Origin of the sequence: Polaromonas sp. JS666, from assembly GCF_900103405.1 — a bacterium.
Lineage (GTDB): Bacteria > Pseudomonadota > Gammaproteobacteria > Burkholderiales > Burkholderiaceae_C > Polaromonas.
In genome coordinates this window covers 334,356-359,072 of record NZ_FNHX01000004.1, presented here as the reverse complement: position 1 = coordinate 359,072, position 24,717 = coordinate 334,356, and the positions used below count along the sequence as shown (strand labels likewise).

The window sequence follows — 24,717 nt, the reverse complement described above, 5'->3', positions numbered from 1 at the left end:
ATCCATGATCAAAAAATTTATCGACAAGCTGTTCGGCAAATCGGACAGCACGGAGCCCGGTGCAAAACGGGCCAAAAAATCCCCCTTCGGCCAGCGCCAGGATGTAGGCGTCAAGGAACACGGCATCGACGTCAAGCTGGTGGACGACCGCGCCATGGACGTGGTGCACACCCTCAAGGATGCCGGTTATGAGGCCTACATCGTCGGCGGCGCGGTGCGCGACCTGCTGGTGGGCCTGCGGCCCAAGGACTTCGACGTCGCCACCGACGCCACGCCCGAGCAGGTCAAGTCGCTGTTCCGCCGCGCCTTCATCATAGGCCGGCGTTTTCGCATCGTGCACGTCATTTACGGCCGCGGGCGCGAGCATGAAGTCATCGAGGTTTCGACCTTCCGCGCCCACCTGGACAGCAGCCTGGCCGAGCAGGTGGGCGGCAACGAGCGCACCAGCAAGAGCGAACTCGCCGGCATGAAACACGCGGTGGACGCCTCCGGCCGGGTGCTGCGCGACAACGTCTGGGGCCCTATCGAGCAGGACGCCGCGCGCCGCGACTTCACCATCAACGCGATGTACTACGACCCCGAAACGCAGGTGGTGGTCGATTACCACAACGGCATCAAGGACGCCAAGAAAAGAATCATCCGCATGATCGGCAACCCGGCCGTGCGCTACCGCGAAGACCCGGTGCGCATCATCCGCGCCGTGCGTTTTTCGGCCAAGCTCAGTGCGCTGGGCTTCAAGTTCGAAGACAAGACCGTGGCCCCGCTGCGCGAGATGAAAGGCCTGCTGGCCGACGTGCCGCAGTCGCGCCTGTTCGACGAAATGCTCAAGCTGCTGCAGACCGGCCATGCGATGGCCAGCATCGCCCAGCTCAAGGCCCTGGGCCTGGGCACCGGCATCTACCCGCTGCTCGACGTGGTGGTTGAAAACGCCGACGAACCCTTCCTCAAGCTCGCTTTGCAGGACACCGACCGCCGCGTCGGCGAAGGCAAGCCGGTAGCGCCCAGCTTTTTGCTGTCCTGCGTGCTGTGGTCCGACGTGCGCGAGGGCTGGGAACAGCGCAAAAAGCGCGGCGAGCACCTCATGCCCGCGCTGCAGGACGCCATCGACGACGCCTTCAACGCCAAGATCGGCGATGTCTCGGGCCGGGGCAAGCTGGGCACCGACATGCGCGAGATCTGGACTATGCAGCCGCGTTTTGAAAAGCGCACCGGCAGCGCTCCCTATTCGCTGCTGGACCAGCCGCGTTTCCGCGCAGGCTTCGACTTCCTGCGCCTGCGCGCGCAGACCGGCGAGATCGACATGGAGCTGGCCGAGTGGTGGGAAAAATTCAGCACCGCCTACGACGACGAACGCCACGCCATGATCGAGGAAGCGCGCCGCGAGCTGCAGAGCAAGCCGCAGGCGCCGCGGGTGCGCGTGAAACGCCCCGATGCCCCAGCCCCTCTCGCCCCCCGCAACCAGGAAGACCGCGATCCGGATGACCAAGGCGCGGATGATGATGAGCGCACGGGCACAGACGTGCAGGGCGATATGCCTCCCGCCAAAAAGCGCCGCCGCCGCCGCAAGCCCCGCGCGGGCGGTGCCGGGGCCGCGGCCGCCGATGGTGGCGCCCCCGGCGGCGACGCACAGTCCTGAGCCATGGCGACCGTCAGCGCCTATATTGCGCTGGGTGCCAATCTGGGGGATGCGGCGGCCGCTTTGCGGCATGCCGTCAAAGCGATTGCACAATTGCCGCAGACCCAGCTGGTAAAGGCTTCGAGCATCTACAAAACCGCGCCGCTCGTGTCGGGAGGTGGCCAAGCTTTCACCACTGATCCGGCCCAGCTCGGCGGCGACTACCTCAACGCGGTGGTGAAAGTTGAAACCGGCTTAAGCGCTCCCGCATTGCTGCAAGGCCTGCAGCAAATAGAACAAGCCGCGGGCCGCGAAAGGCCTTACCCAAACGCACCGCGCACATTGGATCTGGACTTGCTGCTGTACGGCAGTGCCAGCATCGAGTCAGCGCGCCTGATGGTGCCGCATCCACGCATGTGGGAACGCGCTTTTGTGCTGGTGCCGCTGGCCGAGATTGCTCCCGGGCTGGTGGGTGATTTGCGTCTGCAGGCGGTTCGGCACCAGGCGATAGCCGTTTTTGACGTGAACTGCAGGCTGTAGCTCAAGAAATAATGCGGTCGGTTATCAAACTTGTAGCGAGTTTATGCACGCAACTTCGGCATTTGACCGTATGAAAAGAGTGGTTCTCGCGCTGGTGTTGTGCTGGGCTTGCTCTGCCGTGCTGGGCCACCAAGACCACCGGCTTGCACTGCGAGCGGACGGCAGCATCGCGGAATTGCCCGAGCAGTATTCGGCAACTCGCTTACGCGTTTCCTATTTAGGAGGCTACCCGCCCGGTGTGATCGATCTAACAATTCAAAGTGGTGGTCGTGAGACCGTGGTTCCTGAGTGTCTGTTGAAGCTCCTCCAGCCAATCGCTCCAGAGGACCTTGAGATCAGCGGCTCCTGGTACCACGATGAAGCGTTGCTGCCACACTACGTCAACATCCACTTCAAAGGGAATTCAAGCCTTCCGAAGCCGGTGGGTGTCGATCTTCTGTTCAGCCTTCGCGATGCGCGCCTGCTGGAGGTAACGCAACTCGTGGAGTTGCGTGGCTCTCAGGAAGTCCAGCGGAGGCCGGTTGTGCTCAAGGATGGATGTCCATTGTGAAAATGGGTTCACGTTGTCCACTACGCAAAGCCAAATCTCAGATTAAGTCGTGTCCTTGAAAGAATGGCTTTGTGGTTCACGACGTTGAAGCGTTGGTGAGTGCTATTGGTTGCGGTGCAAATGGCGCTTAGCTGGTCGATCAACACAAGCGACAAGGCGCAGGCAGCGGCATTCAGGCTGTGTCTGGCCGCCGGTCATTTCTACCATTAGGTCTTATGGAAAAACTCTGTGGTTCATTGGTTGTCATTGGCGTCGTCTTTGTCTTGGCGAAACTCTTCGCCGGCGAGATTTCTCTTTACTTGTCTGTCTTTGTGTCCGCCGCACTTGTGGTGACGGGCGTCAAAATGTGGTCTGAACCGGGAATGCCGAATAGTCACAAAGATTGGGCGTGGACGCTCCTGGGCGCTCCAGTTTTTGGTGGTCTAGTCTTCTGTGTGGAAATGGTTATTGGTAAGTTGGCGTATCCGGAGCTTGGGCCGATCGAGGCAGGTTTACATACCGGACCTTTTGGGGGTGTGCTGACAGTCATCTGCACTGCGGCGATGATGGTGGTCTCGATGGGGGGAATAGCCCACGGATTCGCGGAGCAATTCATTCGAAAAAGGCGCGGAAGTGAGGCTTGACTGGTCACCCATCCTCTCGCGTAGCGAGCTGGAAAAGTTGCTCGTGCAGCAATGCATCTCCGAGCAACACCCATGGTCGACGGGTGACGAGCACCTGATCGAAGGACACCTGAAGACTGCGTGTGAGTCGGTAGTTCGAGAAACTCGGGCCGAATCCAAAATTGAATGGGGACACTACGGTTCCGGATATGCCTCGTTCGTGGATGCGTGGTTTTACAAGACCTCTCCTGATTTCGACGTAAAGCATCCAATTCGCCACGGAGAGGAACACACTGGCCTTGTTGTCTTGCTAAGCCGGCTGTCCCCCTTCTTTGTTTTCATGGAAGGAGAGAAGCATTGGCACGCAAAGGGAGCTAGTAGCTATCTTCCAGCGTTCGACATGCTCGACAAGATTGAATCCAAAGGAGCTTCATCTTTGGCCGAGCAGGTACAGGCGATTCTTGAGCGCCATGGCCTGGTCCGTGTGGTCCGCGAGCAGTTGACGGAGCCGCTTCCGCCGGATCTGGAGGTCCCAACAATTCTGGCTGATCGCGGGTTCACCCACTTTGATGCCCTCTTCTACTGGGAAGACTGATGGGCTAATGGGGCGGAGTTTGCGTATGACGCCAACCCTCTGTCAATCGCAAGGACGATTTCTATGTGGTCCCTTGGGGATCTTTGCTCAACCCTAAGGCGCCAGCCGCTCGCGCAACCACCCCCCGTCGCCCTGCAGCGTATACCGCAGCCGGTCATGCAGCCGGCTTTTGCGGCCCTGCCAGAACTGCCAGTTGTCGGGCTTGAGGCGGTAGCCGCCCCAGTGCGGCGGGCGCGGGGGCTGCAGCAAAAATTTCGCGCCGTATTTGGCTGCGTTGGCCACCAGCACGCCGCGCCCGGCAATCACCTCGCTTTGCGGGCTGGCCCAGGCGCCTATGCGCGAATCCAGCGGCCGGGTGTTGAAGTAGGCGTCGCTTTCCTTGGCGGAGACTTTTTCGACCACGCCCTCTATGCGCACCACGCGCTCAAGCTCCACCCAGTGGAACTGCAGCGCCGCGTAGGGGTTGCCGGCCAGTTCCTGGCCCTTGCGGCTGTCGTAGTTGGTGAACCAGGTGATGCCGCGTTCGTCATAGCCCTTGATCAGCACGATGCGGGTGGAGGGGCGCAGGTTGCTGGCCACAGTGGCCAGCGTCATGGCGTTGGGCTCTGGCACCTCGGCCGCGATGGCTTCCTGCAGCCATTGCTCGAACTGTTTGAGCGGGTCCGCCTGCGAGGCGTCTTCGTTGAGTTCGGCGCGTTCATAGCTTTTGCGCAGGTCGGCAATGGAGGAGGTGGGCTGGCTCATGCCCTTGATTGTGCCCGCTGGTGCCATGCCCTTGCCCGTAACCGGCCCTTGCCGGGCGCGTTTCCAAGAGTGCGCTTGCTGCCGAATTAATATTCGCTTATATTTCCAGCTTCCCCATGAAGCCCAAAGACGACGAAAAGCAGCGTGCGATTGCCGAGGCCACCTTCAACCTGGTGGCCCAGACCGGCCTGAGCGGCCTGACCATGGCCGATATCGCCCGCACGGCCGGCATCGCCACCAGCACGCTGTACGTCTACTACCCGTCCAAGGACGAGTTGATCAGCCAGCTCTATGAAGAGGCCAAGACCGCGACCATGCTTCGCCTGATGGATGGTGTGGTCGCCGGTACCCCCTTGCGCAGCCGGGTGCGCCGCATCTGGGGCAACCTGCTGCGGCACCGGCTGGAGCGCTACGCCGAGGTGGTATTCCAGGAGCAGTACTACAACTCCCCCTGGTTCACCCAGGGCAACCGCGAACTGTCGACCCGCCTGGCGGCCAGCTTCCTGGCGCTGATGGAAGAGGGCCAGCAGCAGGAGATTTTTAAACCCGTGCCGCTGCCGTTGCTGACGGCCAGCGTCGTGGGTTCGGTGCGGGAAACCGCCAACCTGATACGCACCCAGGTGCTGCCCGACGACGAGGGCGTGCACCAGGCGGCCTTCAGCCTGTGTTGGGACGCGATCAAGGCCTGATCGCCTGAATCGTCCGAATCCGCCCCGAAAAGGCAATACCCCCTGACATCAGTAGGCCAAGTTATTTTGATAAAAACCCTTTTTTAAGCGAATATATATTCGACAAGTAGTTTTCTCATTTCTCCGCTGACTGCTTTCCCGCTTCTTTCCCCGCTTTTTGCCCACTAACAACAACCTCAAGGAGTTCCACGATGCCCACCCTCAACATCAACGGCAAGGACCTCGCCGTCAACGCCGACGAGTCCACCCCCATACTCTGGGCCCTGCGTGACACGCTGGGCATGACCGGCACCAAGTTCGGCTGCGGCGCGGCGCTGTGCGGCGCCTGCACCGTGCACCTCAACGGCGCGCCGATACGCTCGTGCATCACGCCGATTTCGGCCGCCGCCGGCCAGAAAATCACCACCATTGAAGCCGTGGCCAGCGACCGCGTCGGCAAGGCGGTGCAGGACGCCTGGGTCAAGCACGACGTGGCGCAGTGCGGCTACTGCCAGAGCGGCCAGGTGATGAGCGCCACCGCCTTGCTCAAGGCCAACGCCAAACCCAGCGACGCCGACATCGACGGCGCCATGGCCGGCAACATCTGCCGCTGCGGCACCTATGTGCGCATACGCGCCGCCATCAAAGACGCCGCCCAAACCCTGGCTTGAAGGAGAACACCATGTATTCGAATTCCACAGACACCCTCGATATCGCCGGCCAGCTGCCCAAAGGCCTGCAAGCCCTGATGCACAAGGCGCAGGACGCCGCGCAAAGCATTGCCGATGCCGCCCTGCAGCGCCGCAGCTTCCTCAAGGTCACCACCGCCGGCGGCTTTGCGCTGGGAGCCTTTCCGCTGCTCGCGCAGGCGCAGACCATGGCGACGGCCGGTGCGCCCGCGGCGTCCAGCCTCAAGCCGACCCAGCAGCCCTCGGCCTTTGTGCGCATCGACAAGGACGGCACGGTGACCGTCACCATCAACCGGCTCGACTTCGGCCAGGGCGTGCAGACCGGCCTGCCCATGATCCTGGCCGAGGAACTGGACGCCGACTGGGCCCTGGTCAAAAGCCAGCACGGCAATGCCGACCCGGCCTATGTGGACCCGGCTTTCGGCATGCACCTCACGGGCGGTTCGGGCTCGATCAAGAACTCCTACACGCAGTACCGCGAACTCGGCGCCCGCACCCGTGCCATGCTGGTGTCGGCCGCCGCCGCGCAATGGGGCGTGGATGCCGGCAGCCTGCGCACCCAGCAGGGCGTGGTGATTGGCCCCGGCGGCAAGCGCCTGACCTACGGCGAACTCGCCGAAGCCGCGATGAAGCAGCCGGTGCCCGAGGCGGTCACGCTGAAAGACCCGAAGCAGTTCCGCATCATCGGCAAGCCCACGGGCCGGCTTGATGCGCGTGCCAAGTCCAGCGGCGGCCAGAGCTACGGCATCGACGTGCGCCTGCCCGGCATGCTGACGGCGGTGGTGGCGCATCCGCCGGTATTTGCTGGCAAGGTCAAAACATTGGACGACACGGCGGCCAAGGCCGTTCCCGGCGTGAAGGCGGTGCTGCGTGTGCCGCTGGACCGCGGCGGCGAAGGCGTGGCGGTGGTGGCCGAGGGCTATTGGGCCGCCAAGCAGGGCCGCGATGCGCTCAAGGTCGAGTGGGACAGCAGCGGCGTTGAGAAAGTCGACAGCGTCCAGCAGCTCGCGAGCTACCGCGCGCTGGCGCAAAAGACCGGCGCGCTCAAGTACAACGGTGATATCAGCAAGCTGGCAACGGCGCCCAAAAAGATCAGCGCCGAGTTTGCCTTCCCCTACCTGGCCCATGCGCCCATGGAGCCGCTCAACTGCACGGTGCAACTGAGCGGCCAGGGCGCGGACGCCAAGGCCGAACTCTGGCTGGGTACGCAGATGCCGGGCCTGGATACGCTGGCCGCCTCCAAGGCCCTCGGTGTGGCGCCGCAAAACGTGAAGATGAATGTGCAGATGGCCGGCGGTGGTTTCGGCCGCCGCGCGATCGGCACCAGCGAGTATGTGGTGGAAGCCTGCAACGTCGCCAGGGCCGCGCGCGGCGCCGGGCTGACGGCCGCAGTGCGCACGCTGTGGAGCCGCGAGGACGACATCAAGGGCGGCTACTACCGGCCCATGCATGTGCACCGCGCCGAGATCGGTTTCGACGCGCAGGGCAATATCCTGGGCTGGGACCACGTCATCGTCGGCCAGTCCATCCTGGGCGGCACGCCGTTTGAAAGTTTTATGGTCAAGGACGGCGTGGACGGCACCATGGTCGAAGGCATGAAAGAGCCTTACGACATCCCCATGCGCCTGTCGGTGCACCATCCCAAGCTCAATGTGCCGGTGCTGTGGTGGCGCAGCGTGGGCTCCACCCACACCGCCTATGTGATGGAAACCTTGATCGACGAGGTCGCGCGCGGGAGCGGTCAGGACCCTGTGGCCTACCGCCTCAAGCAGTTCGGCAGCAAGCACCCGCGCCACACGGCCGCGTTGCAGCTGGCGGTCGACAAGTCCGGCTACGGCAAACGCACGCTGGCCCCCGGCCGCGCCTGGGGCGTGGCGGTGCATGAGTCCTTCAACACCGTGGTGGCCTATGTGGTCGAAGCCTCGGTCAAGGACAACACACCGGTGCTGCATGCCATCACCGCGGGCGTGCACTGCAACCTAGCCATCAACCCGACCAGCGTCGAAGCGCAAATCCAGGGCGCGGCGCTCATGGGCCTGTCCATGTGCCTGCCGGGCGCGGCCATTACGCTGAAAGACGGCGTGGTGGAGCAAAGCAACTTCGGCGACTTCCCGGTGCCGCGCATCACCGACATGCCCACGGTGGCGGTGTTCATCGTGCCCAGTGCCGATGCGCCCACCGGCCTGGGCGAGCCCGGCCTGCCGCCGCTGGCGCCGGCTTTTGCCAATGCCATTGCCCAGCTCACGGGCAAGCCGGCGCCGCGCGAGCTGCCTTTTAAACTGGCGTGATGGAAAAGGGCGTGCCCACGGTGCTGGTTCTGGCCTCGGGCCGAGGCGAGCGCTTTGCCGCCTCCGGCGGCGGCACGCACAAGCTGCAGGCCTTGCTGGCCGGCAAGCCGGTGCTGGCGCGCACGCTGGAGGCCGTGGCCGCCAGCGGCCTGCCCTGGCATCTTGAAGACGCGGGCCACCCCGGCATGGGTGACAGCATCGCGGCCGCCGTACGCGCCACGCCGGGGGCCTCGGGCTGGCTGGTCTTGCCGGGCGACCTGCCGCTGGTACAGGTCGCCACGCTGCAGGTCGTCGCCGACGCGCTGGCGCGGCATGCGGTGGTGGTGCCCATGTATCAGGGCGTGCGCGGCCATCCGGTCGGGTTTTCGGCCGCCTGCCGTGATGCCTTGCTGGCGTTGACGGGAAACCGGGGTGCGTCCCCGGTGGTGCAGGCACAGGCCGCGCTCAATGCCGTCGGCTTTATCGACGTGGCCGATGAAGGCACGGTCACCGACATCGACACGCTGCAGGACCTGCAGCGCGCCGAAGCCTTGCTGGCCCAGCGCTTTTAGCTCAGCGCAATGACGGCGCAGGCCAGCCGCGGGCCGGAATTGCCGGTGGGCTGCGTCTTGAAGTCGTCCGGGTCGCGGTGCACGATCAGGCCCTTGCCCACGATGTTGTTCATGCCGCTGCCGATGGCAATGGTTTTGGATTCAAAACTGAACTTCGCCACGCCACTGGCATCGGCCTTGAGGCTGGGCAGGTCGCCGGCATGGTGGGCCATGTCCGAATGGCTGCCGTGCGGTTGGCCGCCGGGGTTGAAGTGGCCGCCGGCGCTCATGCCGTCGCCGCTGGAGCAATCGCCTTTTTCATGCACATGAAAGCCATGCTCGGCGTTGGGCTTGAGGCCGCGGATCTCGCCCGAGACCAGCACCTTGTCGCCGCTCTGGCTGAAGTTCACAGTGCCGGCGGCTGTATTGCCGGTGGTGCTTTGCAGCTGGGCCACGGCGCGCGGGCCGCTCATGGTCGATGCGCAGGCGCTAAGCACAAGGGCCGCGGCAAGCGGCGCGAGAAGCTGGTTCATGAAGCTGTCTCCTGACAGGTTGGTTGGTGGGATAGTGAGAGAAAAGCCCACTGTAGGCCGCATGGCCCGCGATGGCAAGTTCGGGCCCCAAGCCTCAGGTGTTGACCAGCGCCAGCAGCTTGCCCAGTGCATGGTCATGGATACCCAGGGTTTTCAGCTTGTCATAGGTGAGCTGCGCGTATTCCCGCGTGGTGCCGTAGCGCCCGCAGGAGTCTGAAAAAATCCGCCGGTAAACATCCTCGCTGAGCACGCCGGTGTGGCTGGGGCTGCGCTTGGACAAGGTGAAGGCCAGCGCCCGCAGGTCGCCCTCGGCGGTCTGGCAGCGCAGCCATTTGGGGTCGTATACGCCGTTGGGCATCTCGCGCTTCCACAGGGCGGGCAGGGCGCCTTCCACCTGCGCCCGCGGGATGCGAAAAGCCATGCCCTTGCAGCTGCCGCCGTGCAGCAGGCCAAAGACCAGGCCCGGGCATTCCGGTGTGCCGCGATTCACGCGGCTCCACATCTTGAGCGCGCGGTGGTAGCCGTGGATGGTGGCGAAGCGCTCTTCCGCATGCTCGAACTCCGGCCGCCAGATCAGCGAGGCATAGGCGAATATCCAGAGGTCATTCTTGCCGCCCCATTCGCGCATGACGGTCTCCAGCATGTGGTCGGGGTTGCGGGAAACGGAAAGGCCGTTGACGGCGGCTTGCTTGGCTGAATTTTCCACAGACGCACTTTACAATGGGCTGAGTTTTTGTGACGGCTTATGTGACGGGAGTGGGGCAATGTTTTCTCAGGACGATGACGGCCAACAGGGCCTGGTGTTGGCGCTCGTTCTGGGTCTGGTTGTTTTTGTCACCGCGCTGGTCATAGGCATCAGCTTGCACCGCTTGCATCGTGCCCAGCCTTCGGGCCCACCGCCTGCTTCTTCCATCGCGCTGGCCCCAGCAGCAGTCCCTGTCCCGGCCGCTTCCACGCCAGTGCCAGCCCTTCCCGAGGTCAGCCAGGCCATCCAGGCTTCGCAAGCCGCGGCCGATGCCGCCAGCGTGAAGGTTGAGCAGGGAGTGGTGCGCTTTTATTTCGCCTCCGGGCAAGCGGAGCTTGCCGCCGGCGCGGTGGATGCCATGACCGACCTGGTCAAGGCCGCCAAGGGCGGCCGCACGCTGGTCATCTCGGGCTTTCATGACGCCACGGGCGATGCCGTCAAAAACGCGGCCCTGGCCAGGCAGCGTGCCGTGGCCGTGCGTGAGGCGCTCAAGGCCGCGGGCGTTCCCGAGCGGCAAATCGAGCTCAAGAAACCTGAACAGCTGATCGGCGGCAGCGATGCCGAGGCGCGTCGCGTCGAGATTTCGCTGCAATAAGCTGTCGGGTGCCGTTCGGCATAGCGGGCCGCTGACAAGCGCAAAGGCGCAGGGCTGACGCCCGACGCACCGCCTCGCGGGCAGAGTGTTTGGTAACCGTACCGTAACCACACTGGCGTGAAATGGCCGGTAACCCGTTACCATAGAGTCAGTAATAAAGTTACGGTGACCCGGTGCCCCGCCACCCAAACTCCCTAAAGCCCCACCATGGCCCTTCATTCCAAAGTCTCAGACATCACCGCGCGTATCGCCGCGCGCAGCCGACCCACGCGCGAGGCCTACCTCGCGCAATTGCATGCGGCTTCCACGCGCGACCCCGGCATGGACCGCATGGGTTGTGCCAACGTGGCGCACGCCTTCGCGGGCATGCCGCTGGACGACCGTTTCAAGGTGGTGACGCAGCGCGCGCCCAACATCGCCATCGTCACCGCCTACAACGACATGCTGTCGGCGCACACGCCTTTGCAGGCATACCCGGCTTTCATCAAGGACGAAGCCCGCAAGCTGGGCGCCACGGCCCAGGTGGCCGGCGGCGTGCCCGCCATGTGCGACGGCGTCACCCAGGGCACCAGCGGCATGGAGCTGAGCCTCTTCAGCCGGGACGTGATCGCCATGGGTACGGCGATAGCGCTCTCGCACGACATGTTCGATGCGGCGCTGATGCTGGGCGTGTGCGACAAGATCGTGCCGGGTCTCTTGATAGGCGCGCTGCAGTTCGGCCACCTGCCCACGGTCTTTGTGCCGGCCGGGCCCATGACTTCCGGCATCCCCAACAAGGAAAAAGCCCATGTGCGTGAGCAGGCCGCGCAGGGCCTGGTTGGCCGTGATGCCTTGCTGGATTCCGAGTTCAAGTCCTACCACAGCCCTGGCACCTGCACCTTCTACGGCACCGCCAACAGCAACCAGCTGCTGCTCGAGGCCATGGGCCTGCATGTGCCCGGCACCGCCTTTGTGAACCCGGGCAACGCCCTGCGCGAGGAACTCACGCGCGAGGCGGCGCGCACCGTGCTGGGCATCGTCAAGGCCAAGCGTTTCGCGCCTATAGGCCTGATCGTTGACGAGAAGGCCATTGTCAACGCCATGGTCGCGCTGCTGGCCACGGGCGGTTCCACCAACCACCTGATCCACTGGGTGGCGGTGGCGCATTCGGCCGGCATCGTGATCGACTGGAATGATTTTTCCGACCTCTCCGATGTGGTGCCCACCTTGGCCCATGTCTACCCCAACGGCAGCGCCGACGTGAACCAGTTCCAGGCCGCGGGCGGCCCCGGTTTCATCATTCGCGAGCTGCTGGACGCGGGCTTCATGCATGAGGACGTACTCACGGTGCGCGCAGGCGGTATCCGCGAATACACGCGCGAGCCGGCACTGGCCGGCGCGGCCCTGGCCTGGCATGAGGTGGGAGCCTCGAAGGACGAGACCATCGTGCGTTCTCCCGCTAAACCCTTTAGCGCCACCGGCGGCCTCAAGCTGCTGCAGGGCAACCTGGGCCGCAGCGTGATCAAGGTCTCGGCCGTGCCCGACGACCGTCATGTGATCGAGGCGCCGGCCCGGGTATTTGATTCGCAGGAAGCTCTGCACCTGGCCTTCAACGCCGGCGAGCTCAACCGCGACGTGGTTTGCGTGGTGCGCTGGCAGGGCCCGCAGGCCAATGGCATGCCCGAGCTGCACAAACTCACGCCGCCGCTGGCCGTGCTGCAGGGCAAGGGTTTCAAGGTCGCGCTGGTCACCGACGGCCGCATGAGCGGCGCCTCCGGCAAGGTGCCGGCCGCCATCCACGTCTCGCCCGAAGCGGCCGCCGGCGGCCCGCTGGCCAAGGTGCGCGACGGCGATCTGATCCGTGTCGACGCCGTCAACGGCGAACTCAAGGTCTTGGTGGCGAAGGCGGAATGGGCTGCCAGGCCCGTGGACACCATGCCCGCCGAATTGCGCGCAGGCAATGCCGTCGGCATGGGCCGTGAATTGTTTACCGGCATGCGCCGCCACGCGCTGACGGCCGAAGAAGGAGCTTTATCGTGGATGTGAACATCAAACCCGGCGGCAAGCTGACCGCCCTGCAGGTGATGCAGGATGCGCCGGTGATACCTGTCATCGTGCTGACCGACGTGAAACAGGCGGTGCTGCTGGCGCGCGCGCTGGTGGCCGGCGGCATACGCATGCTGGAAGTCACGCTGCGCACGCCGCAGGCCCTGGCCTGCATCGAAGCCATCGCGCGCGACGTGCCCGAGGCCGTCACCGGCGCCGGCACGGTGCGCAGCGCCGCCGACGCCCAGGCCTGCGCCATGGCCGGCGCGCGTTTTGCCGTGAGCCCGGGTTACACCCATGCCGTGGGCCAGGCCTGCCGCGACGCCGGCCTACCCCTGCTACCCGGCGTGGCCACCGGCAGCGAAATCATGATGGCCCAGGAAGACGGGCTGACCGAACTGAAGTTTTTCCCGGCCATGCAGGCCGGCGGCCCGGCCATGCTCAAGGCCTGGAGCGGCCCTTTCGGCGACGTGCGTTTTTGCCCCACGGGCGGCGTTTCCACGGCCAACGCCGCGGAATTTTTAAGCCTGCCCAATGTGGTCTGCGTGGGCGGCTCCTGGTTGACGCCGGCCGACGTGCTGGCGCGCGGCGACTGGGCGCAGGTAACGGCGCTGGCGCAGCAGGCTTGCCGTTTGCAGCGCGAGTAAGGCCTAACGCAGGCCCGCGCCGGTTGCGTATTCAGTGCGCTGGATCAACTCGATCTTGTAGCCGTCCGGGTCCGTCACGAAGGCAATCACGGTAGTGCCGCCCTTCACGGGGCCGGCCTCGCGCGTGACATTGCCGCCCGCGGCCTTGATTTTTTCGCAGGCCGCATACACATCCGGCACGCCCAGCGCGATATGGCCGAAGGCCGTGCCCATGTCGTAGCTGTCGGTGCCCCAGTTGTAGGTCAGCTCGATCTCGGCATGCTCGGGGTTGTTGCCGTAGCCGACAAAAGCCAGGCTGTATTTGTACTCGGGGTTTTCCGAAGTGCGCAGCAGCTTCATGCCGAGCACCTGGGTGTAAAAATCAATGGAGCGCTGGAGATTGCCAACGCGCAGCATGGTGTGTAGGAGTCGCATAGGACGATGGCCTGGTGAGTCGTGGTTCGCCCATTGTCGTCAATCCTGGATTCCCTTGCAGGCTGCTCCCTGTGCAAGGGCTACGGCGACGTATGCCTCGGGTATCCCGCCGTAAGAGGCTTCACCGTACCGAATATTTCGCCGGCTACTGTGTTGCGGCCAGCGCCTCCAGCATTTTCCCCTGCAGCAACTTCATGTCGCCATTTTTCAGGACGTAGCCGTTCATGCCCGCGCCGAGGGCGGTTTTGACATCAAGCTCATTGGAGTTTCCGCTGAGTGCAAGGATAAAAATTCCCTGATGCTCCCAGTCCCGTGACCGGATCGCTTGTGTCGTTTGCACGCCATTCAAGCCGGGCATATTCATGTCCATCAAGATCAAGTCGACGCCCGGCGTATTGTCCAAATGGGCCAGAACCTGGCGTCCTCCTTCGGCCTCCAGCACTGTCAAGCCCCAGCTTTTCAGGCAGTCGCCGACCATCAAACGGTTCAGTTCGTCGTCTTCGGCCAGTATCACGGTTCGGCCTTCCAGCACATCGCCGGGGATGACAGGTTTGGCGACGGGCGGCATGGGCGCTTGCAAGGTCTCGGGAGTTTTGCCCATCCCGGTGTGCGGCGCCACCGGGAAGCTGAGCGTGAATTGTGTGAATTCACCCTGCACGGACTCGCAATGGATGTCACCCCCAAAGCTTTGCATGGTCCGTTTGCAATAAGAGAGCCCAAGGCCCGTCCCTCCGGCTTTTCCCGAAGTCATGAAGGACTCGAACAGGTGAGCCAGAACCTCCTTGGAGATACCGGGCCCCGTGTCCCTGACGATCACCTTGTGATCGGCCACCGTCAGCACGATGATCCCGTCCGACCTTTGCTCGAGGTAATAAAGCGCATTTTTGATCAGATTGAAGAGCACAAAAACGTAGGGAGTCTCATCGCCATAAAAAACGAAGTCCTTGACGACACGCACCGTGACTCTGTCGCGCAGATTGCCAGAATCATCGCGGACGTTTCGCTCGATAAAACTGTATTCATCCACCGCTTTTTGCGTCGCCTTCGCAGCGGACAGGTATTCAAACTTGCTGCGGTCCACCGCGCTGGACTTGAGCGACCCAAGAATCAGGTCAATCACCTGGTGGCCCCTGTGCACCGCAATTTCACCCATGTTGACGTACTGGCGCATACGGGAAACGTGCTCGGCGGGGATGGCTGTGTCCGCGGCAGGCAGCATCTCCCCGATGCTTTCCAGGCTCATCCTGGCTTGTCCCAGTGGATTGCGCATTTCGTGGGCAATCGAGCCGGCCAGAGAGTTCGCAATACGCAGTTTTTCGGCATCGATCTGCCTTTCCGAGAGCTTGAACGCCGCGCCGCCGACAAGAATCAACAGGTACGCGGGAAGTTGAGCCACCATGTCCATGGGCACCGCCGGATGAGGCGTGATGGCGGTGTAAAGCAGCGTTGCCGCGCCTCCCCCGATCAAGAGCATGACAATCGTATTGCGCCAGTCGGTCAGCATGACCAGGAAACTCAGCGCGATAAAACAATTGGAGATTGACGGGATGCCTCCGTGCCGCATCAGCGACAGAAATACATTGGCAAACGGCAGGCAAAAAATCAGTGCCCAGTAAGAGTAGGCAAAGTAGTATTTTTTAAATTTTTCGGGCCAATGGCTTCTCAAGGCCAGCACGGTAAACAGGACAACAACCGGCAGCCGAATTGCAAGATCGTCGTAAGGGCGGGGATTCGGTTTCGTGAACCGTATCAGGTAAAACACCACATAGGTCAGCGCACCGATGATGCCGATGTATTTGAGCAGCGGCCTGCCGTGCGCATGGTAGGCCTCGTAGTAGCCAAAGAGCTTTTTGAACCAACCCATGTTTTTTCAACTCCCCAGGTGCACAAAGCCCTTTGAGCCAGGTGCCGGTTTTTTCGGTGCCATGCGAAAGAGCGCCGTTCCTTATGACAGCAGCCCCCGGAGCTTGAGTATCAGCATGCCGATGCTTTCAGAACGTCCGAGACCCGTCCACGCATCAGAACATACGATCCGTCCGTTCCATCGACCCGCAAATTGTTGACGATGGTGGAAAGCCCGAATCGCCTGTATAGGCGGCTCAGCACGGGCGAGCAAGAGGCAAAGAGGTATTGCCCATCGGTATGCTGGGCGAAATACGAAACGCCGAGAAATACGCATCTCTTCACGAGATCGGGGCCACCCCGGTAATCGGGATTCAATACAAGGCGCCCGATTTCCCAGCTGCGTTGGCAGGTTGCCGGGTCGATCAATTGTCTCTGCGCCAGCAGCTTTTCAAGTGATGTCAGTCCCTTGTGCATGGGAACCAGTCTTAAGGTGCCAATTACGGCCCGACTGACCTCGAACGCAAACACCAAACCCAATTCGTCTCTTTTTTTTCTTGTTCAAAGAACTGCTCGTTGCGGCATCCGGACGGCAGCTTGATGTGGTCGCGAAGGCCCTGCACTTTTTCCAGTTTTGATGCGGTGTCCAGATGGGACAGCGTGATTTCCTCGATAAAATTTTCCTGCTGGGGTGACACAAAGGGGTATCCCCCGTTGGGAAAAATGGTTACCGGAGCATCCAGGGGCTGGCGCAGAGCTTGAAAGGCGGCTGGTGCGTGGTGGTTCATGGAGGTCGTCATTGCATCATTTCTTTTTTTGATGTTCGCGCAGTCTATGCGCCGTGCAAGCTTGAATCAAGCTTTACCCTGCCAGATATGACAGGGGTCCCCCGCCTATTTCGCTTGAATAAGGGGGCGAGTCAAAAAAAAGAGGCTCAATTGTCCGCATGCGGACAGTCAATCGGGTACCTGGCCCAGGCGGTATAGCTGCGCACCGCGGGCTACGGCCGTCGCCTTTCGATCAGCTCGAAGGTCGCCATGCCGGCCAGCATGGCCAGCACAAACACCGCGGCTTTGGGTTCTCCCATGCCCAGGGCCACGAGGCCCGGGCCTGGGCAGAACCCGGCCAGGCCCCAGCCCACGCCGAACAGCAGGCTGCCGGCCATCAGCCTGCGGTCGATGCGGCCCGCGGCTGGCAGTTTCATCTCGGCGCCCAGCAGGGACAGGCGCCGTTTTTTGGCCAGAAGGAAGGCGAAGAAACCCACGGCGATGGCGCCGGCCATGACAAAGGCCAGCGAGGGGTCCCAAGAGCCGGCAAGGTCCAGGAAGCCGAGCACCTTGGCCGGATTGGCCATGCCCGAGACGATCAGGCCCAGGCCAAATACCAGGCCGGCCAGCAGGGAGGACAGCATCAGCATGGTTTTTCTCCTAAAACTTGAACAGGTGGCGCACCAGGAACACCACGGCAAAACCCGCGCCCATGAAAATCACGGTGGCCACCAGCGAACGCGCTGACAGCCTTGAAAGCCCGCACACACCATGGCCGCTGGTGCAACCCGCGCCGTAGCGCGTGCCTATGCCCACCAGCAATCCGGCGGCGACCAGCACGCCATAGCCGGCATCCACCTGCACACGCGGCAAGGCCGAGAATGCGGCGTAGGCCCACGGAGCGCCTATGAGCCCGACGACAAAAGCCACGCGCCAGCCGGCGTCGCCGCGCACCGGCTTGAGTAGCCCGCCCAGAATTCCGCTGATGCCGGCGATGCGCCCGTTGAGCAGCACGAACATCGCCGCGGCCAGGCCTATGAGCAGCCCGCCCGCCAGCGCGGGCCAGGGTGTGAAGGCGTTCCAGTCCAAGGTCATCGTTTACTTCCTTGAGGGCAATAGAGGCGATAGAGCAGCGCCAGGATTTCCAGCGTCCCGGGGTCGGCCACGCTGTAGTAGATGTTCTTGCCTTCACGGCGCGGGGTAATCATGCCTTCATTGCGCAGCACGCTGAGCTGCTGGGACAGCGTGGGCTGGCGTATGCCCAGGTCCTGCTCCAGTTCGCTCACGCAGCGTTCACCCTGCGAGAGCTGGCAGAGCAGCAGCAGCCGGTCTTCATTGGCCAGGGCCTTCAGTGTGCCCACGGCTTGTGCGGCAGCGTTGCGAAGTTGTCCGGTGTCTAAAACCGGAGGGGATGATTTCATGGCCATGCGCAGGGGGAATGCTTAATATTATATGAAAATATATAATGTAGAGGTCCACACCTTGAATGAGGGAACCCGGTCCATGCAAACCCCGCTCAATCCACAGGCCTTTTTTGATACCGTGACCGGGACTGTCACCTATGTCGTGGCGGATCGCGGCACGGGGCAGGCGGCCATCATCGACCCGGTGCTCGGTTATGACTTCAAGTCGGGGCGCACCAGCACGGAGCTGGCTGACCATGTGTTGGCCTATGTGGAGCAACAAGGCCTTCACGTCGGGTGGATTCTGGAAACCCATGCACACGCCGACCATCTGTCGGCAGCCCATTACCTGAAGGCGCGCACCGGCGGCAAGATTGCTATTGGCGAACACATACGCGCCGTGCAGTCCACGTTCAAGAAAATCTTCAACCTGGAGCCTTTATTCGTACCGGACGGCAGCCAGTTTGACCACTTGTTCAAGGACGGCGAGACATTCGCGCTAGGCGACTTGGAGATGAGCGCGCTGCACGTGCCCGGCCACACGCCCGCGGACATGGCCTACCTGGCGGGTGACGCGGTGTTTGTGGGCGACACGCTCTTCATGCCCGACGTGGGAACAGCACGCGCGGACTTCCCGGGTGGCGACGCCCGTCAGCTGTACCGCTCCATCCACAAGCTGCTGCAATTGCCGGCGCAAACCCGGATTTTCGTCTGCCACGACTATCCGCCCGGCGAACGCGTGCCGCAATGGGAAAGCACCGTGGGCGAGCAGCGCAAGGCCAACATCCACGTGCGTGATGGTATTTCTGAGGATGCTTTTGCGGCCATGCGCGCGGCAAGGGACGCCACACTCGGCATGCCCACGCTGATTCTTCCCTCCATCCAGGTCAATATTCGCGCGGGCGGCTTGCCGCCGCCTGAGGGAAACGGTGTCAGCTATCTCAAGATTCCGGTCAACGCGTTGGAAGTTGCCTAGTTCCACATCGATGTGCTGGCGCGCTTTTGTTCTTCGGCTGATCCGCGATTTTCGTCATGGCTTTATAGGCGAATCCGCAGTCCTTTTTGTCCATAGGGGAGGATTCCGGCGTGACTGAAATGAAGGGTCAAGTTTCCGCGCCACCGAGCGCCCGGAAGACGGCTTGAACACATTGCGCATTGTTGGCGAAGGTGAGCAGCGCGAGGGATTCCGCCTCGCTGCACCAACGAAATGCCTTGTGTTCATGCGAGAGCTCCGGATGGACTTTCCCTGGGACCACTGCGTAGAAGATTTTCTCCTGGACGTGCACGGGTTCTGGCCCGTACTTGTTGCGCCACTCCGGCCTTATGGGGAAAACCTGCTCGAAACCGGTGTCGCTTGCGCATGAGAGGCTGATAGCAGTTTCTTCACGCACTTCGCGGATCGCCGCTGCCTCGAAGGACTCACCCGGCTCCAGTGCGCCGGAAATACCTTGCCAGAAGTCCGGCAGCGCCAGTTCCGGCCGCGCGCTGCGTTGAAGCAGAAGAACTGACCAGGTGGCGCCTTGCCTGGCGACCAGAAATACCTGCACGGAAAACGGAAGCCTCATTTGGGTATTGCGCACTAGGAGGCCAAGACGGCCCAGCGTTCGTGATCACGCCAGCGGCCGCCTATCTTCAGGTACCGCGGTGAATACCCTTCCTGTGTGAATCCGCAGGACGCGACCAGGGCAATGGAGGCCGCGTTCGCCGGCTGGATATTCGCTTCCAAGCGGTGCAGCTTGAGTGACTTGAATGCTTGCCCCACGGCGGCCTGCAGTCCCTGGCGCATGAGGCCTTGCCGCTCATGCCCCGCGAAGGCGTAGTAGCCAAGATAGCCGCTGCGAAACAGGCCCAGCACGATATTCGTGATGTTGATGACACCCACCAAGGCGTGAGTGTCGCGGCGGCAGACGAGGAAGGCGCTGTTGGCGGGCAGGCCCATGCGCTCGACGTAGGCGCGAAACAGGGCCGGTGTGTCGGGTGGTGCCGTCCATGGGTGATGAAGCGCGCGGCTTGCGCGTACTGCGGAAAGAAACGCGCGCTCGTCGGAAAGGACGGGGTGGCGAATATAGATGGCGGCGCTCAATGCAGGTGTATTCATGGGGTGTTGTTGAGGTCTGCGTTGTGGACTGGGAAGCGGCGTACCTGAAAAATGATGCTGTTCTTGGGCTGGAGCCGGCTGGGAGCCTCCGTCTCGCCAAGCATCTGCCTCAGTTGGATCTCCATCAGCCAGCAGATCTGCGCCATGGGAACGTCGTGGCGCGTCGGCTCTTGGCAAGCGGCCGTCAAGCGCCGTTTGCCGCATAGTGAGGCTTGGCCTGCACTGCTCCTGCAATGGGGCGCGGCAGAAAAAATCCTCGCGGCAATGATAAGGCGGGCGCGCAGCCTGAGGTCAAAGACGCAGGGAACAAGCGGCGGGCTTGCTGGGCCTATCGTGCGGTTTTCATCTCTTCCATAAGCCATTGCACAAAACACTGTGTTTCGGGTGTCGCATCCGGTGCGAGGCCAAAGTAGTGGCGGCTCAGCGCCATCCGCAATTCAGGCAAAGGGCAGGTCAACCGTCCCGAAGCGATGTCGTGGGCAATCAGGGTTGTCGGCGCCAGCGCGAAACCCAGCCCGTCGACGGCCGCCTGAAGGACAAAATGCAGGTGCTCGAACTGCAGGCAGCTGGCGGGTTCCAGCCCAGGCGCATTCACATGCTTTTTCCAGTTGCTCCAATCATTGCCGCGCGATTTCGACAGCAGCAAGACATGGGAAGCCAAAGATTGCGGATCGGTGACGGGACGATGGGCGAACAATGCGGGAGATCCAACGACCAGGACCTCGTCCTCCAGGAATGGGCGGATCTGCATCGCCTGCGGCCATCCCTTGGTGCTCCGCCGGATGGCAAGGTCGAATGCCTCAGCTGCTTGATCCGGCGCCAGCGTGCTGGTCATCATCTGCAGTTCGATGTCCGGGTGCTTTGCCACGAACCCGGGTAGCCTCGGAATCAGCCAGCGCACAGCGAAAGTGGGCCTGACGTTGACCCTCACAGCGCGCGATGGCGTCCGGGCCCTGAGCGATTGGGCCGCTTCGCCGATCTGATCGAGTGCGGGCCCGGCCTGCGCATGGAACTGATGGCCGGCCGCCGTGAGGTGGACTTGCCGGGTTTTTCGCTCGAACAGGTCCACGCCAAGAAAAGCTTCCAGCGTCTTGATCTGGCGGCTGATGGCGCCGTGTGTGACGTGCAATTCAAGGGCCGCACGGGTGAAGCTCAGATGCCGCGCCGCCGCCGCGAAAGCACGGACCGCATTCAACGGAGGTAAGCGGGGCGACATGTGTGTCATTTTCTCACACGTGCTGCGCACGAATATCGTTTGTCGGGAGCGGTGGCGTCGCGCACCATGCGGTCCATGAAACAGCCCATCGTCCCTGACCCGGACCGCAACTCACGCCATGCCGCCATGGCGCTCGGGCTGTCGCTTCCGGGAGACACGGTGCTCTACCTGCTCTTGCCGATGTTCGCGCCCGCGTTTGGCGTTACTTTGCCCGAAGCGGGCGTTCTCCTGGCCGCGAATCGCCTCGTGCGCATCGCCGGTTACGGCATGGTGGCGAAGTTTTATGCCCGCAACGGCGAGAGGCTCACCTGTTCCTTGGCGGTGCTTGCGGCCGCGGTATGCGCGCTGGGTTACGCCACATTCACGGGATTCGTCGCTTTGCTGCTCTTGCGGCTCCTGTGGGGCCTGGCTTTTGCCGCGCTGAACCTGGCCACCCAGGCCTTGGCCACCGCCGAACCGGCGGGTGCCGCGCGCCGGGCGGGGCGGTCCCGTGCGTTTACGGCCTTGGGGCCCATGCTTGCATTGCCTTTGGGCGGTGCGTGTGCGCTCTGGCTGGGTCCCAGAATCATCTTTTTTGTGTTTGCGGCTGTGGCGGGGGCCGGGCTGCTGGTCACGCGGCAGCTCCCGACCATCCCCCATGGCGAGCCGCCGGCGACAAAAAGGGCCAGGCTCCCGGGCAGCCTCGATACCTGGTCATTCATTGAAGGCCTGGTGCTGGACGGCCTGTTCATCATCGGTTTGTCTTATCTGGGCCGTGACCTGTTGCCGGGCAATCCCGTCATCGTGGCGGGCCTTCTGCTGTCGGTCCGCTACCTGGCGGAAATCCTCCTGGGCCCTGTCGGCGGCCGCATGGCCGAAAAATACGGCATTGAGGTTCTGCTGGTGACCCTTTCCGTGTTGACTTCCGCGGCCCTCGTGGGTTTTGGCTTCGGCTGGCTGTGGACCTGCTCGCTGGTGATCGTGGTTTTGCGTGCCTTGCTGTTGCCGCTATTGCCGGCCCTGGTGGCTCTTCGCACACCGGGACCCGGGCGCATACATGCCCTTGCCACACGCTCGGTCTGGCGGGACATGGGTGCGGGTATCGGCCCTGTGCTCGCCGGCCTGCTGTTGCCGGTCGCGCCGCCTGAATGGATTTACGGTGTCTGCGCACTTCTTCTGTCATGGGCGGCCATTGCCTGCTTAAGGCCGGGCCGTGACTGAAAGCGCATCGGACATCACACCCTTCTTTCAACCTGCCCGGCCTGGCGTGCGCTTCGCCGGTGCTATTTCTGTGGTACTTCAAACACCAGGCAGGTCGTGGTCGCATGCGCATACAGCTTGCCGTCCGGCCCCACGATGCGGCCTTCGGCGGTGGCCAGCTGGCGGCCGCAGTGGATCACCGAGCCTATGGCGCGCAGCGGCCCGGTCTTGTGCGAGGCGGCGCGCACGATGTTGATGCTCAGTTCGGCCGTGGTGTAGGCCCGGCCTGCGGGCATCATGGTGTGCACGGCGCAGCCCACGGCGGAATCCAGCATCGTGGCATACCAGCCGCCGTGCACCGTGCCCAGCGGGTTGTAGTGCTTGAGCTGCGGCGTGCCCTGGAACACGGCCTTGCCGGGCTCGATTTCTATCAGCGCGAAATCCAGCGTGTCGGCGATGTGCGGGTAGGGCAGCTTGCCGTCCAGCATGGCGCTCATGACTTCCATGCCGGTTTTACCGGCCACGTCTTCCGGCCGAGCCAGGCCGGGCCTGCCGCCGCCACCTTCCATGCGGGCGCGCACCGCGGCGCTTTGTTCCAACCACTGAGTCAATGTTTCTTGTGGGGTCATATCGTCCATAATTGTTGCATATGCAATAGTTGTAGCTACAATAAAATTATGAACGGGAAAATCCGCCTGTCAACCCAGGCCGAGCTCAAGGTGCAGGGCTGCACCAACCTGAAGCTGCGCCAGCTGATGCGCCGCGTCGCGCACCACTACGACCTCGAGATGGCCAAGGTGGGGCTGAAGACCACCCAGTATTCCCTGCTGACCTATGTACTCGGGCTAGGCCCCATGCGGCCCGGTGAACTTGCGCGCGGCATGAAAGTCAGCGCTTCCACGCTGACACGCAACCTCAAGCCGTTGATAGACGCCGGCTGGATAGAACTTGCCGCCGGCAGCGACGCGCGCAGCCGCACCGTGGTGCTGACCGCCGCGGGCCGCGCCAAGCGCGAGGAGGCCCGCGCGCGCTGGAAGGCCGCGCAGGAACAGCTCAACGCGCTGCTGGGCGTCGAACGTGTGCTGGCCCTGCACACGCTGGTCAATGAATCCCTGGAACTTTTGTCCCCCATCGAACCCGGAGCCGATGATGAATAAACCCTTGCCTTCCAAGTCCGCCGCGCCTTCCAGTGCCGGCCGCATCGCCATATGGCTGGTGCTGCTGGCCGCGGGCGGCACCTTTGCCCTCACCATGGGCGTGCGCCAGACCATGGGCTTGTTCCTCTCGGCCCTCAACACCTCGACCGCGCTGGGCATAGGCAGCATCAGCCTGGCCTTCGCCTTCGGCCAGCTCTGGTGGGGGCTGACCCAGCCCTTTGCCGGCGCGGTGGCCGACCGCATAGGCACGGGCCGCGTGATCTTTCTCGGTGTGCTACTGGTGGCCGTGGGCACCATCATCACGCCGCTCATGACCAGCACGGCCGGGCTGATCTTTGCGATAGGCGTGCTGGCCGCGGGCGGCGCCGGCATGGCCGGCCCCTCGGTGCTGATGGCCGCAAGCACGCGGCTGGTGCCGCCGGAAAAGCGCGGCCTTGCGACCGGTATCGTCAACGCGGGCGGCTCTTTCGGCCAGTTCGCGATGGCGCCGATTGCTATTGGCCTTACCGCCGCTGTCGGCTGGGCGAGTGCCATGCAATGGCTGGGTGCATTGGTGCTGCTGGCGGTGCCGGCGGTGCTGGTACTCAAGGGCAACTCAAATGCACTGGCGGCGCAAGCTGCGGCAGCGTCGGGCACAAAAGCGCTGAGCGCACGCCAGGCCATCAGCCAGGCCATCGCCACGCCCAGTTATCGTTACCTGGCTGCGGGTTTCCTGGTGTGCGGCTTTCATGTGGCGTTTCTTGCCACGCATTTGCCAGGGGTGGTCGCAGCCTGCGGCTTGCCGCCGGAAGTCGGCGGCTGGTCGCTGGCGATGATCGGTCTCTTCAACATCGTCGGTAGCCTGGCCATGGGCTGGGCCGTGGGGAAGTGGCGCATGAAGTCCTTGCTGGCCCTGTTGTACGCAGCGCGCGGCCTGGCGGTGCTCATCTTCCTGCTCGCGCCCAAAACGCCGGCGGTGATGCTGATCTTCGCCGCCGTCATGGGCGTGACCTTTCTGTCCACCGTTCCGCCCACAGTGGGCCTGGTCGCCAAGATGTTCGGCACGGCCAATATGGCCATGCTGTTCGGTGTGGTCATGCTGTCGCACCAGGTGGGGGGCTTTCTGGGTGCCTACCTGGGCGGCTATATATTCCAGGCCACCGGCAGCTACGACTGGGTCTGGTACATCGACATCGTGCTGGCTGTCGGCGCTGCGCTGGTGAACCTGCCGATACGCGAGGCCTTGCTGCCGCGGCAGATGGCGGCCAAGGCGGCAGCCTGACATTACTCAGGCTG

The 24,717-nt window shown here is 63.1% G+C and carries 30 protein-coding genes; 16 read left to right on the top strand and 14 right to left on the bottom strand.

Going from position 1 to position 24,717, the window contains the following annotated elements:
• Window positions 1–4 precede the first annotated feature (4 nt).
• From pcnB to BLQ85_RS12715, 5 genes are all read left to right on the top strand, one after another.
• A complete protein-coding gene (gene pcnB, locus BLQ85_RS12735; RefSeq protein WP_074577549.1) occupies window positions 5–1,636 on the top strand; it encodes a polynucleotide adenylyltransferase PcnB in 1,632 nt (543 codons plus the stop codon).
• Between the two features lie 3 nt (window positions 1,637–1,639).
• Window positions 1,640–2,155 (top strand): 2-amino-4-hydroxy-6-hydroxymethyldihydropteridine diphosphokinase, encoded by a 516-nt coding sequence (gene folK, locus BLQ85_RS12730; RefSeq protein WP_074577547.1) that lies wholly within the window; start codon window positions 1,640–1,642, stop codon window positions 2,153–2,155.
• Between the two features lie 70 nt (window positions 2,156–2,225).
• Entirely contained in the window at window positions 2,226–2,705 is a 480-nt protein-coding gene (locus BLQ85_RS12725) for a hypothetical protein (protein WP_074577544.1), read from the top strand.
• 215 nt (window positions 2,706–2,920) lie between these two features.
• Entirely contained in the window at window positions 2,921–3,328 is a 408-nt protein-coding gene (locus BLQ85_RS12720) for a hypothetical protein (RefSeq protein ID WP_074577542.1), read from the top strand.
• On the top strand, window positions 3,318–3,902 hold the full coding sequence (locus BLQ85_RS12715; protein WP_074577540.1) for a hypothetical protein: 585 nt from the start codon (window positions 3,318–3,320) through the stop codon (window positions 3,900–3,902). The genes BLQ85_RS12720 and BLQ85_RS12715 overlap by 11 nt, the downstream gene beginning before the upstream one ends.
• A gap of 93 nt (window positions 3,903–3,995) precedes the next feature.
• Here BLQ85_RS12715 and pdxH read toward each other — a convergent pair whose 3' ends face one another.
• Window positions 3,996–4,646, bottom strand: coding sequence for a pyridoxamine 5'-phosphate oxidase (gene pdxH / locus BLQ85_RS12710; RefSeq protein ID WP_074577538.1), 651 nt, complete (start codon window positions 4,644–4,646; stop codon window positions 3,996–3,998).
• A gap of 116 nt (window positions 4,647–4,762) precedes the next feature.
• Between pdxH and BLQ85_RS12705 the strand changes: the two genes are divergently transcribed.
• The 4 genes from BLQ85_RS12705 to BLQ85_RS12690 all read left to right on the top strand — a co-directional run bounded on the left by BLQ85_RS12705 (window position 4,763) and on the right by BLQ85_RS12690 (window position 8,842).
• Window positions 4,763–5,335, top strand: a complete 573-nt coding sequence (locus tag BLQ85_RS12705; RefSeq protein WP_074577536.1) for a TetR/AcrR family transcriptional regulator — start codon at window positions 4,763–4,765, stop codon at window positions 5,333–5,335.
• A 191-nt stretch (window positions 5,336–5,526) separates the two neighbouring features.
• Window positions 5,527–5,985 carry a (2Fe-2S)-binding protein gene (locus BLQ85_RS12700; protein WP_074577534.1) on the top strand — a complete coding sequence of 153 codons (459 nt, stop codon included), beginning with the start codon at window positions 5,527–5,529 and terminating at the stop codon, window positions 5,983–5,985.
• Window positions 5,986–5,996: 11 nt separating this feature from the next.
• The gene (locus BLQ85_RS12695) at window positions 5,997–8,291 is read left to right on the top strand and encodes a xanthine dehydrogenase family protein molybdopterin-binding subunit (RefSeq protein ID WP_074577532.1); all 2,295 of its coding nucleotides are present in this window, start codon (window positions 5,997–5,999) and stop codon (window positions 8,289–8,291) included.
• A complete protein-coding gene (locus BLQ85_RS12690) occupies window positions 8,291–8,842 on the top strand; it encodes a nucleotidyltransferase family protein (RefSeq protein ID WP_074577530.1) in 552 nt (183 codons plus the stop codon). Before BLQ85_RS12695 ends, BLQ85_RS12690 begins: the two co-directional genes overlap by 1 nt.
• Here the strand turns inward: BLQ85_RS12690 and BLQ85_RS12685 are convergent.
• The gene (locus BLQ85_RS12685; RefSeq protein WP_074577527.1) at window positions 8,839–9,354 is read right to left on the bottom strand and encodes a superoxide dismutase family protein; all 516 of its coding nucleotides are present in this window, start codon (window positions 9,352–9,354) and stop codon (window positions 8,839–8,841) included. The genes BLQ85_RS12690 and BLQ85_RS12685 overlap by 4 nt on opposite strands.
• 94 nt (window positions 9,355–9,448) lie before the next feature.
• Entirely contained in the window at window positions 9,449–9,997 is a 549-nt protein-coding gene (locus BLQ85_RS12680) for a gamma-glutamylcyclotransferase (RefSeq protein WP_074577767.1), read from the bottom strand.
• A 121-nt stretch (window positions 9,998–10,118) separates the two neighbouring features.
• Between BLQ85_RS12680 and BLQ85_RS12675 the strand changes: the two genes are divergently transcribed.
• The 3 genes from BLQ85_RS12675 to eda all read left to right on the top strand — a co-directional run bounded on the left by BLQ85_RS12675 (window position 10,119) and on the right by eda (window position 13,366).
• Complete coding sequence (locus BLQ85_RS12675; RefSeq protein WP_074577525.1) at window positions 10,119–10,694, top strand: OmpA family protein; 576 nt, start codon at window positions 10,119–10,121, stop codon at window positions 10,692–10,694.
• Between the two features lie 207 nt (window positions 10,695–10,901).
• Window positions 10,902–12,719, top strand: coding sequence for a phosphogluconate dehydratase (gene edd, locus BLQ85_RS12670; RefSeq protein ID WP_074577522.1), 1,818 nt, complete (start codon window positions 10,902–10,904; stop codon window positions 12,717–12,719).
• Complete coding sequence (gene eda / locus BLQ85_RS12665) at window positions 12,710–13,366, top strand: bifunctional 4-hydroxy-2-oxoglutarate aldolase/2-dehydro-3-deoxy-phosphogluconate aldolase (protein ID WP_256375442.1); 657 nt, start codon at window positions 12,710–12,712, stop codon at window positions 13,364–13,366. The genes edd and eda overlap by 10 nt, the downstream gene beginning before the upstream one ends.
• Before the next feature lie 3 nt (window positions 13,367–13,369).
• Here eda and gloA read toward each other — a convergent pair whose 3' ends face one another.
• The 7 genes from gloA to BLQ85_RS12635 all read right to left on the bottom strand — a co-directional run bounded on the left by gloA (window position 13,370) and on the right by BLQ85_RS12635 (window position 17,810).
• Window positions 13,370–13,780, bottom strand: coding sequence for a lactoylglutathione lyase (gene gloA, locus BLQ85_RS12660; protein WP_074577519.1), 411 nt, complete (start codon window positions 13,778–13,780; stop codon window positions 13,370–13,372).
• Window positions 13,781–13,925: 145 nt separating this feature from the next.
• A complete protein-coding gene (locus BLQ85_RS12655) occupies window positions 13,926–15,644 on the bottom strand; it encodes a hybrid sensor histidine kinase/response regulator (protein WP_074577517.1) in 1,719 nt (572 codons plus the stop codon).
• A gap of 110 nt (window positions 15,645–15,754) precedes the next feature.
• Complete coding sequence (locus BLQ85_RS24255; protein ID WP_074577765.1) at window positions 15,755–16,099, bottom strand: hypothetical protein; 345 nt, start codon at window positions 16,097–16,099, stop codon at window positions 15,755–15,757.
• A gap of 23 nt (window positions 16,100–16,122) precedes the next feature.
• Window positions 16,123–16,422 (bottom strand): hypothetical protein, encoded by a 300-nt coding sequence (locus BLQ85_RS23955; protein ID WP_139200961.1) that lies wholly within the window; start codon window positions 16,420–16,422, stop codon window positions 16,123–16,125.
• A 200-nt stretch (window positions 16,423–16,622) separates the two neighbouring features.
• Window positions 16,623–17,039, bottom strand: coding sequence for a DUF6691 family protein (locus BLQ85_RS12645; protein WP_074577515.1), 417 nt, complete (start codon window positions 17,037–17,039; stop codon window positions 16,623–16,625).
• Between the two features lie 10 nt (window positions 17,040–17,049).
• Window positions 17,050–17,484, bottom strand: a complete 435-nt coding sequence (locus tag BLQ85_RS12640) for a YeeE/YedE family protein (RefSeq protein WP_074577513.1) — start codon at window positions 17,482–17,484, stop codon at window positions 17,050–17,052.
• The gene (locus BLQ85_RS12635; RefSeq protein ID WP_074577764.1) at window positions 17,481–17,810 is read right to left on the bottom strand and encodes an ArsR/SmtB family transcription factor; all 330 of its coding nucleotides are present in this window, start codon (window positions 17,808–17,810) and stop codon (window positions 17,481–17,483) included. Before BLQ85_RS12635 ends, BLQ85_RS12640 begins: the two co-directional genes overlap by 4 nt.
• An 82-nt stretch (window positions 17,811–17,892) precedes the next feature.
• Here BLQ85_RS12635 and BLQ85_RS12630 point away from each other — a divergent pair, with 82 nt between their 5' ends.
• Window positions 17,893–18,768, top strand: coding sequence for an MBL fold metallo-hydrolase (locus BLQ85_RS12630; RefSeq protein ID WP_074577511.1), 876 nt, complete (start codon window positions 17,893–17,895; stop codon window positions 18,766–18,768).
• Window positions 18,769–18,895: 127 nt separating this feature from the next.
• On the opposite strand, the gene BLQ85_RS12625 is transcribed toward BLQ85_RS12630, so the two are convergent.
• The 3 genes from BLQ85_RS12625 to gcvA all read right to left on the bottom strand — a co-directional run bounded on the left by BLQ85_RS12625 (window position 18,896) and on the right by gcvA (window position 21,106).
• Window positions 18,896–19,372 (bottom strand): NUDIX hydrolase, encoded by a 477-nt coding sequence (locus tag BLQ85_RS12625; RefSeq protein ID WP_175456109.1) that lies wholly within the window; start codon window positions 19,370–19,372, stop codon window positions 18,896–18,898.
• On the bottom strand, window positions 19,372–19,890 hold the full coding sequence (locus tag BLQ85_RS12620; RefSeq protein ID WP_074577507.1) for a GNAT family N-acetyltransferase: 519 nt from the start codon (window positions 19,888–19,890) through the stop codon (window positions 19,372–19,374). The genes BLQ85_RS12625 and BLQ85_RS12620 overlap by 1 nt, the downstream gene beginning before the upstream one ends.
• A 328-nt stretch (window positions 19,891–20,218) precedes the next feature.
• On the bottom strand, window positions 20,219–21,106 hold the full coding sequence (gene gcvA, locus BLQ85_RS12615; RefSeq protein ID WP_074577504.1) for a transcriptional regulator GcvA: 888 nt from the start codon (window positions 21,104–21,106) through the stop codon (window positions 20,219–20,221).
• Window positions 21,107–21,232: 126 nt separating this feature from the next.
• On the opposite strand from gcvA, the gene BLQ85_RS12610 reads away from it, so the two are divergent.
• Entirely contained in the window at window positions 21,233–22,306 is a 1,074-nt protein-coding gene (locus BLQ85_RS12610) for an MFS transporter (protein WP_371327281.1), read from the top strand.
• A gap of 62 nt (window positions 22,307–22,368) precedes the next feature.
• Here BLQ85_RS12610 and BLQ85_RS12605 read toward each other — a convergent pair whose 3' ends face one another.
• Entirely contained in the window at window positions 22,369–22,914 is a 546-nt protein-coding gene (locus tag BLQ85_RS12605) for a PaaI family thioesterase (RefSeq protein ID WP_074577763.1), read from the bottom strand.
• A gap of 48 nt (window positions 22,915–22,962) precedes the next feature.
• On the opposite strand from BLQ85_RS12605, the gene BLQ85_RS12600 reads away from it, so the two are divergent.
• On the top strand, window positions 22,963–23,442 hold the full coding sequence (locus BLQ85_RS12600) for a MarR family winged helix-turn-helix transcriptional regulator (protein ID WP_074577499.1): 480 nt from the start codon (window positions 22,963–22,965) through the stop codon (window positions 23,440–23,442).
• Complete coding sequence (locus BLQ85_RS12595) at window positions 23,435–24,703, top strand: MFS transporter (RefSeq protein WP_083336842.1); 1,269 nt, start codon at window positions 23,435–23,437, stop codon at window positions 24,701–24,703. Before BLQ85_RS12600 ends, BLQ85_RS12595 begins: the two co-directional genes overlap by 8 nt.
• Window positions 24,704–24,717: the final 14 nt, after the last annotated feature.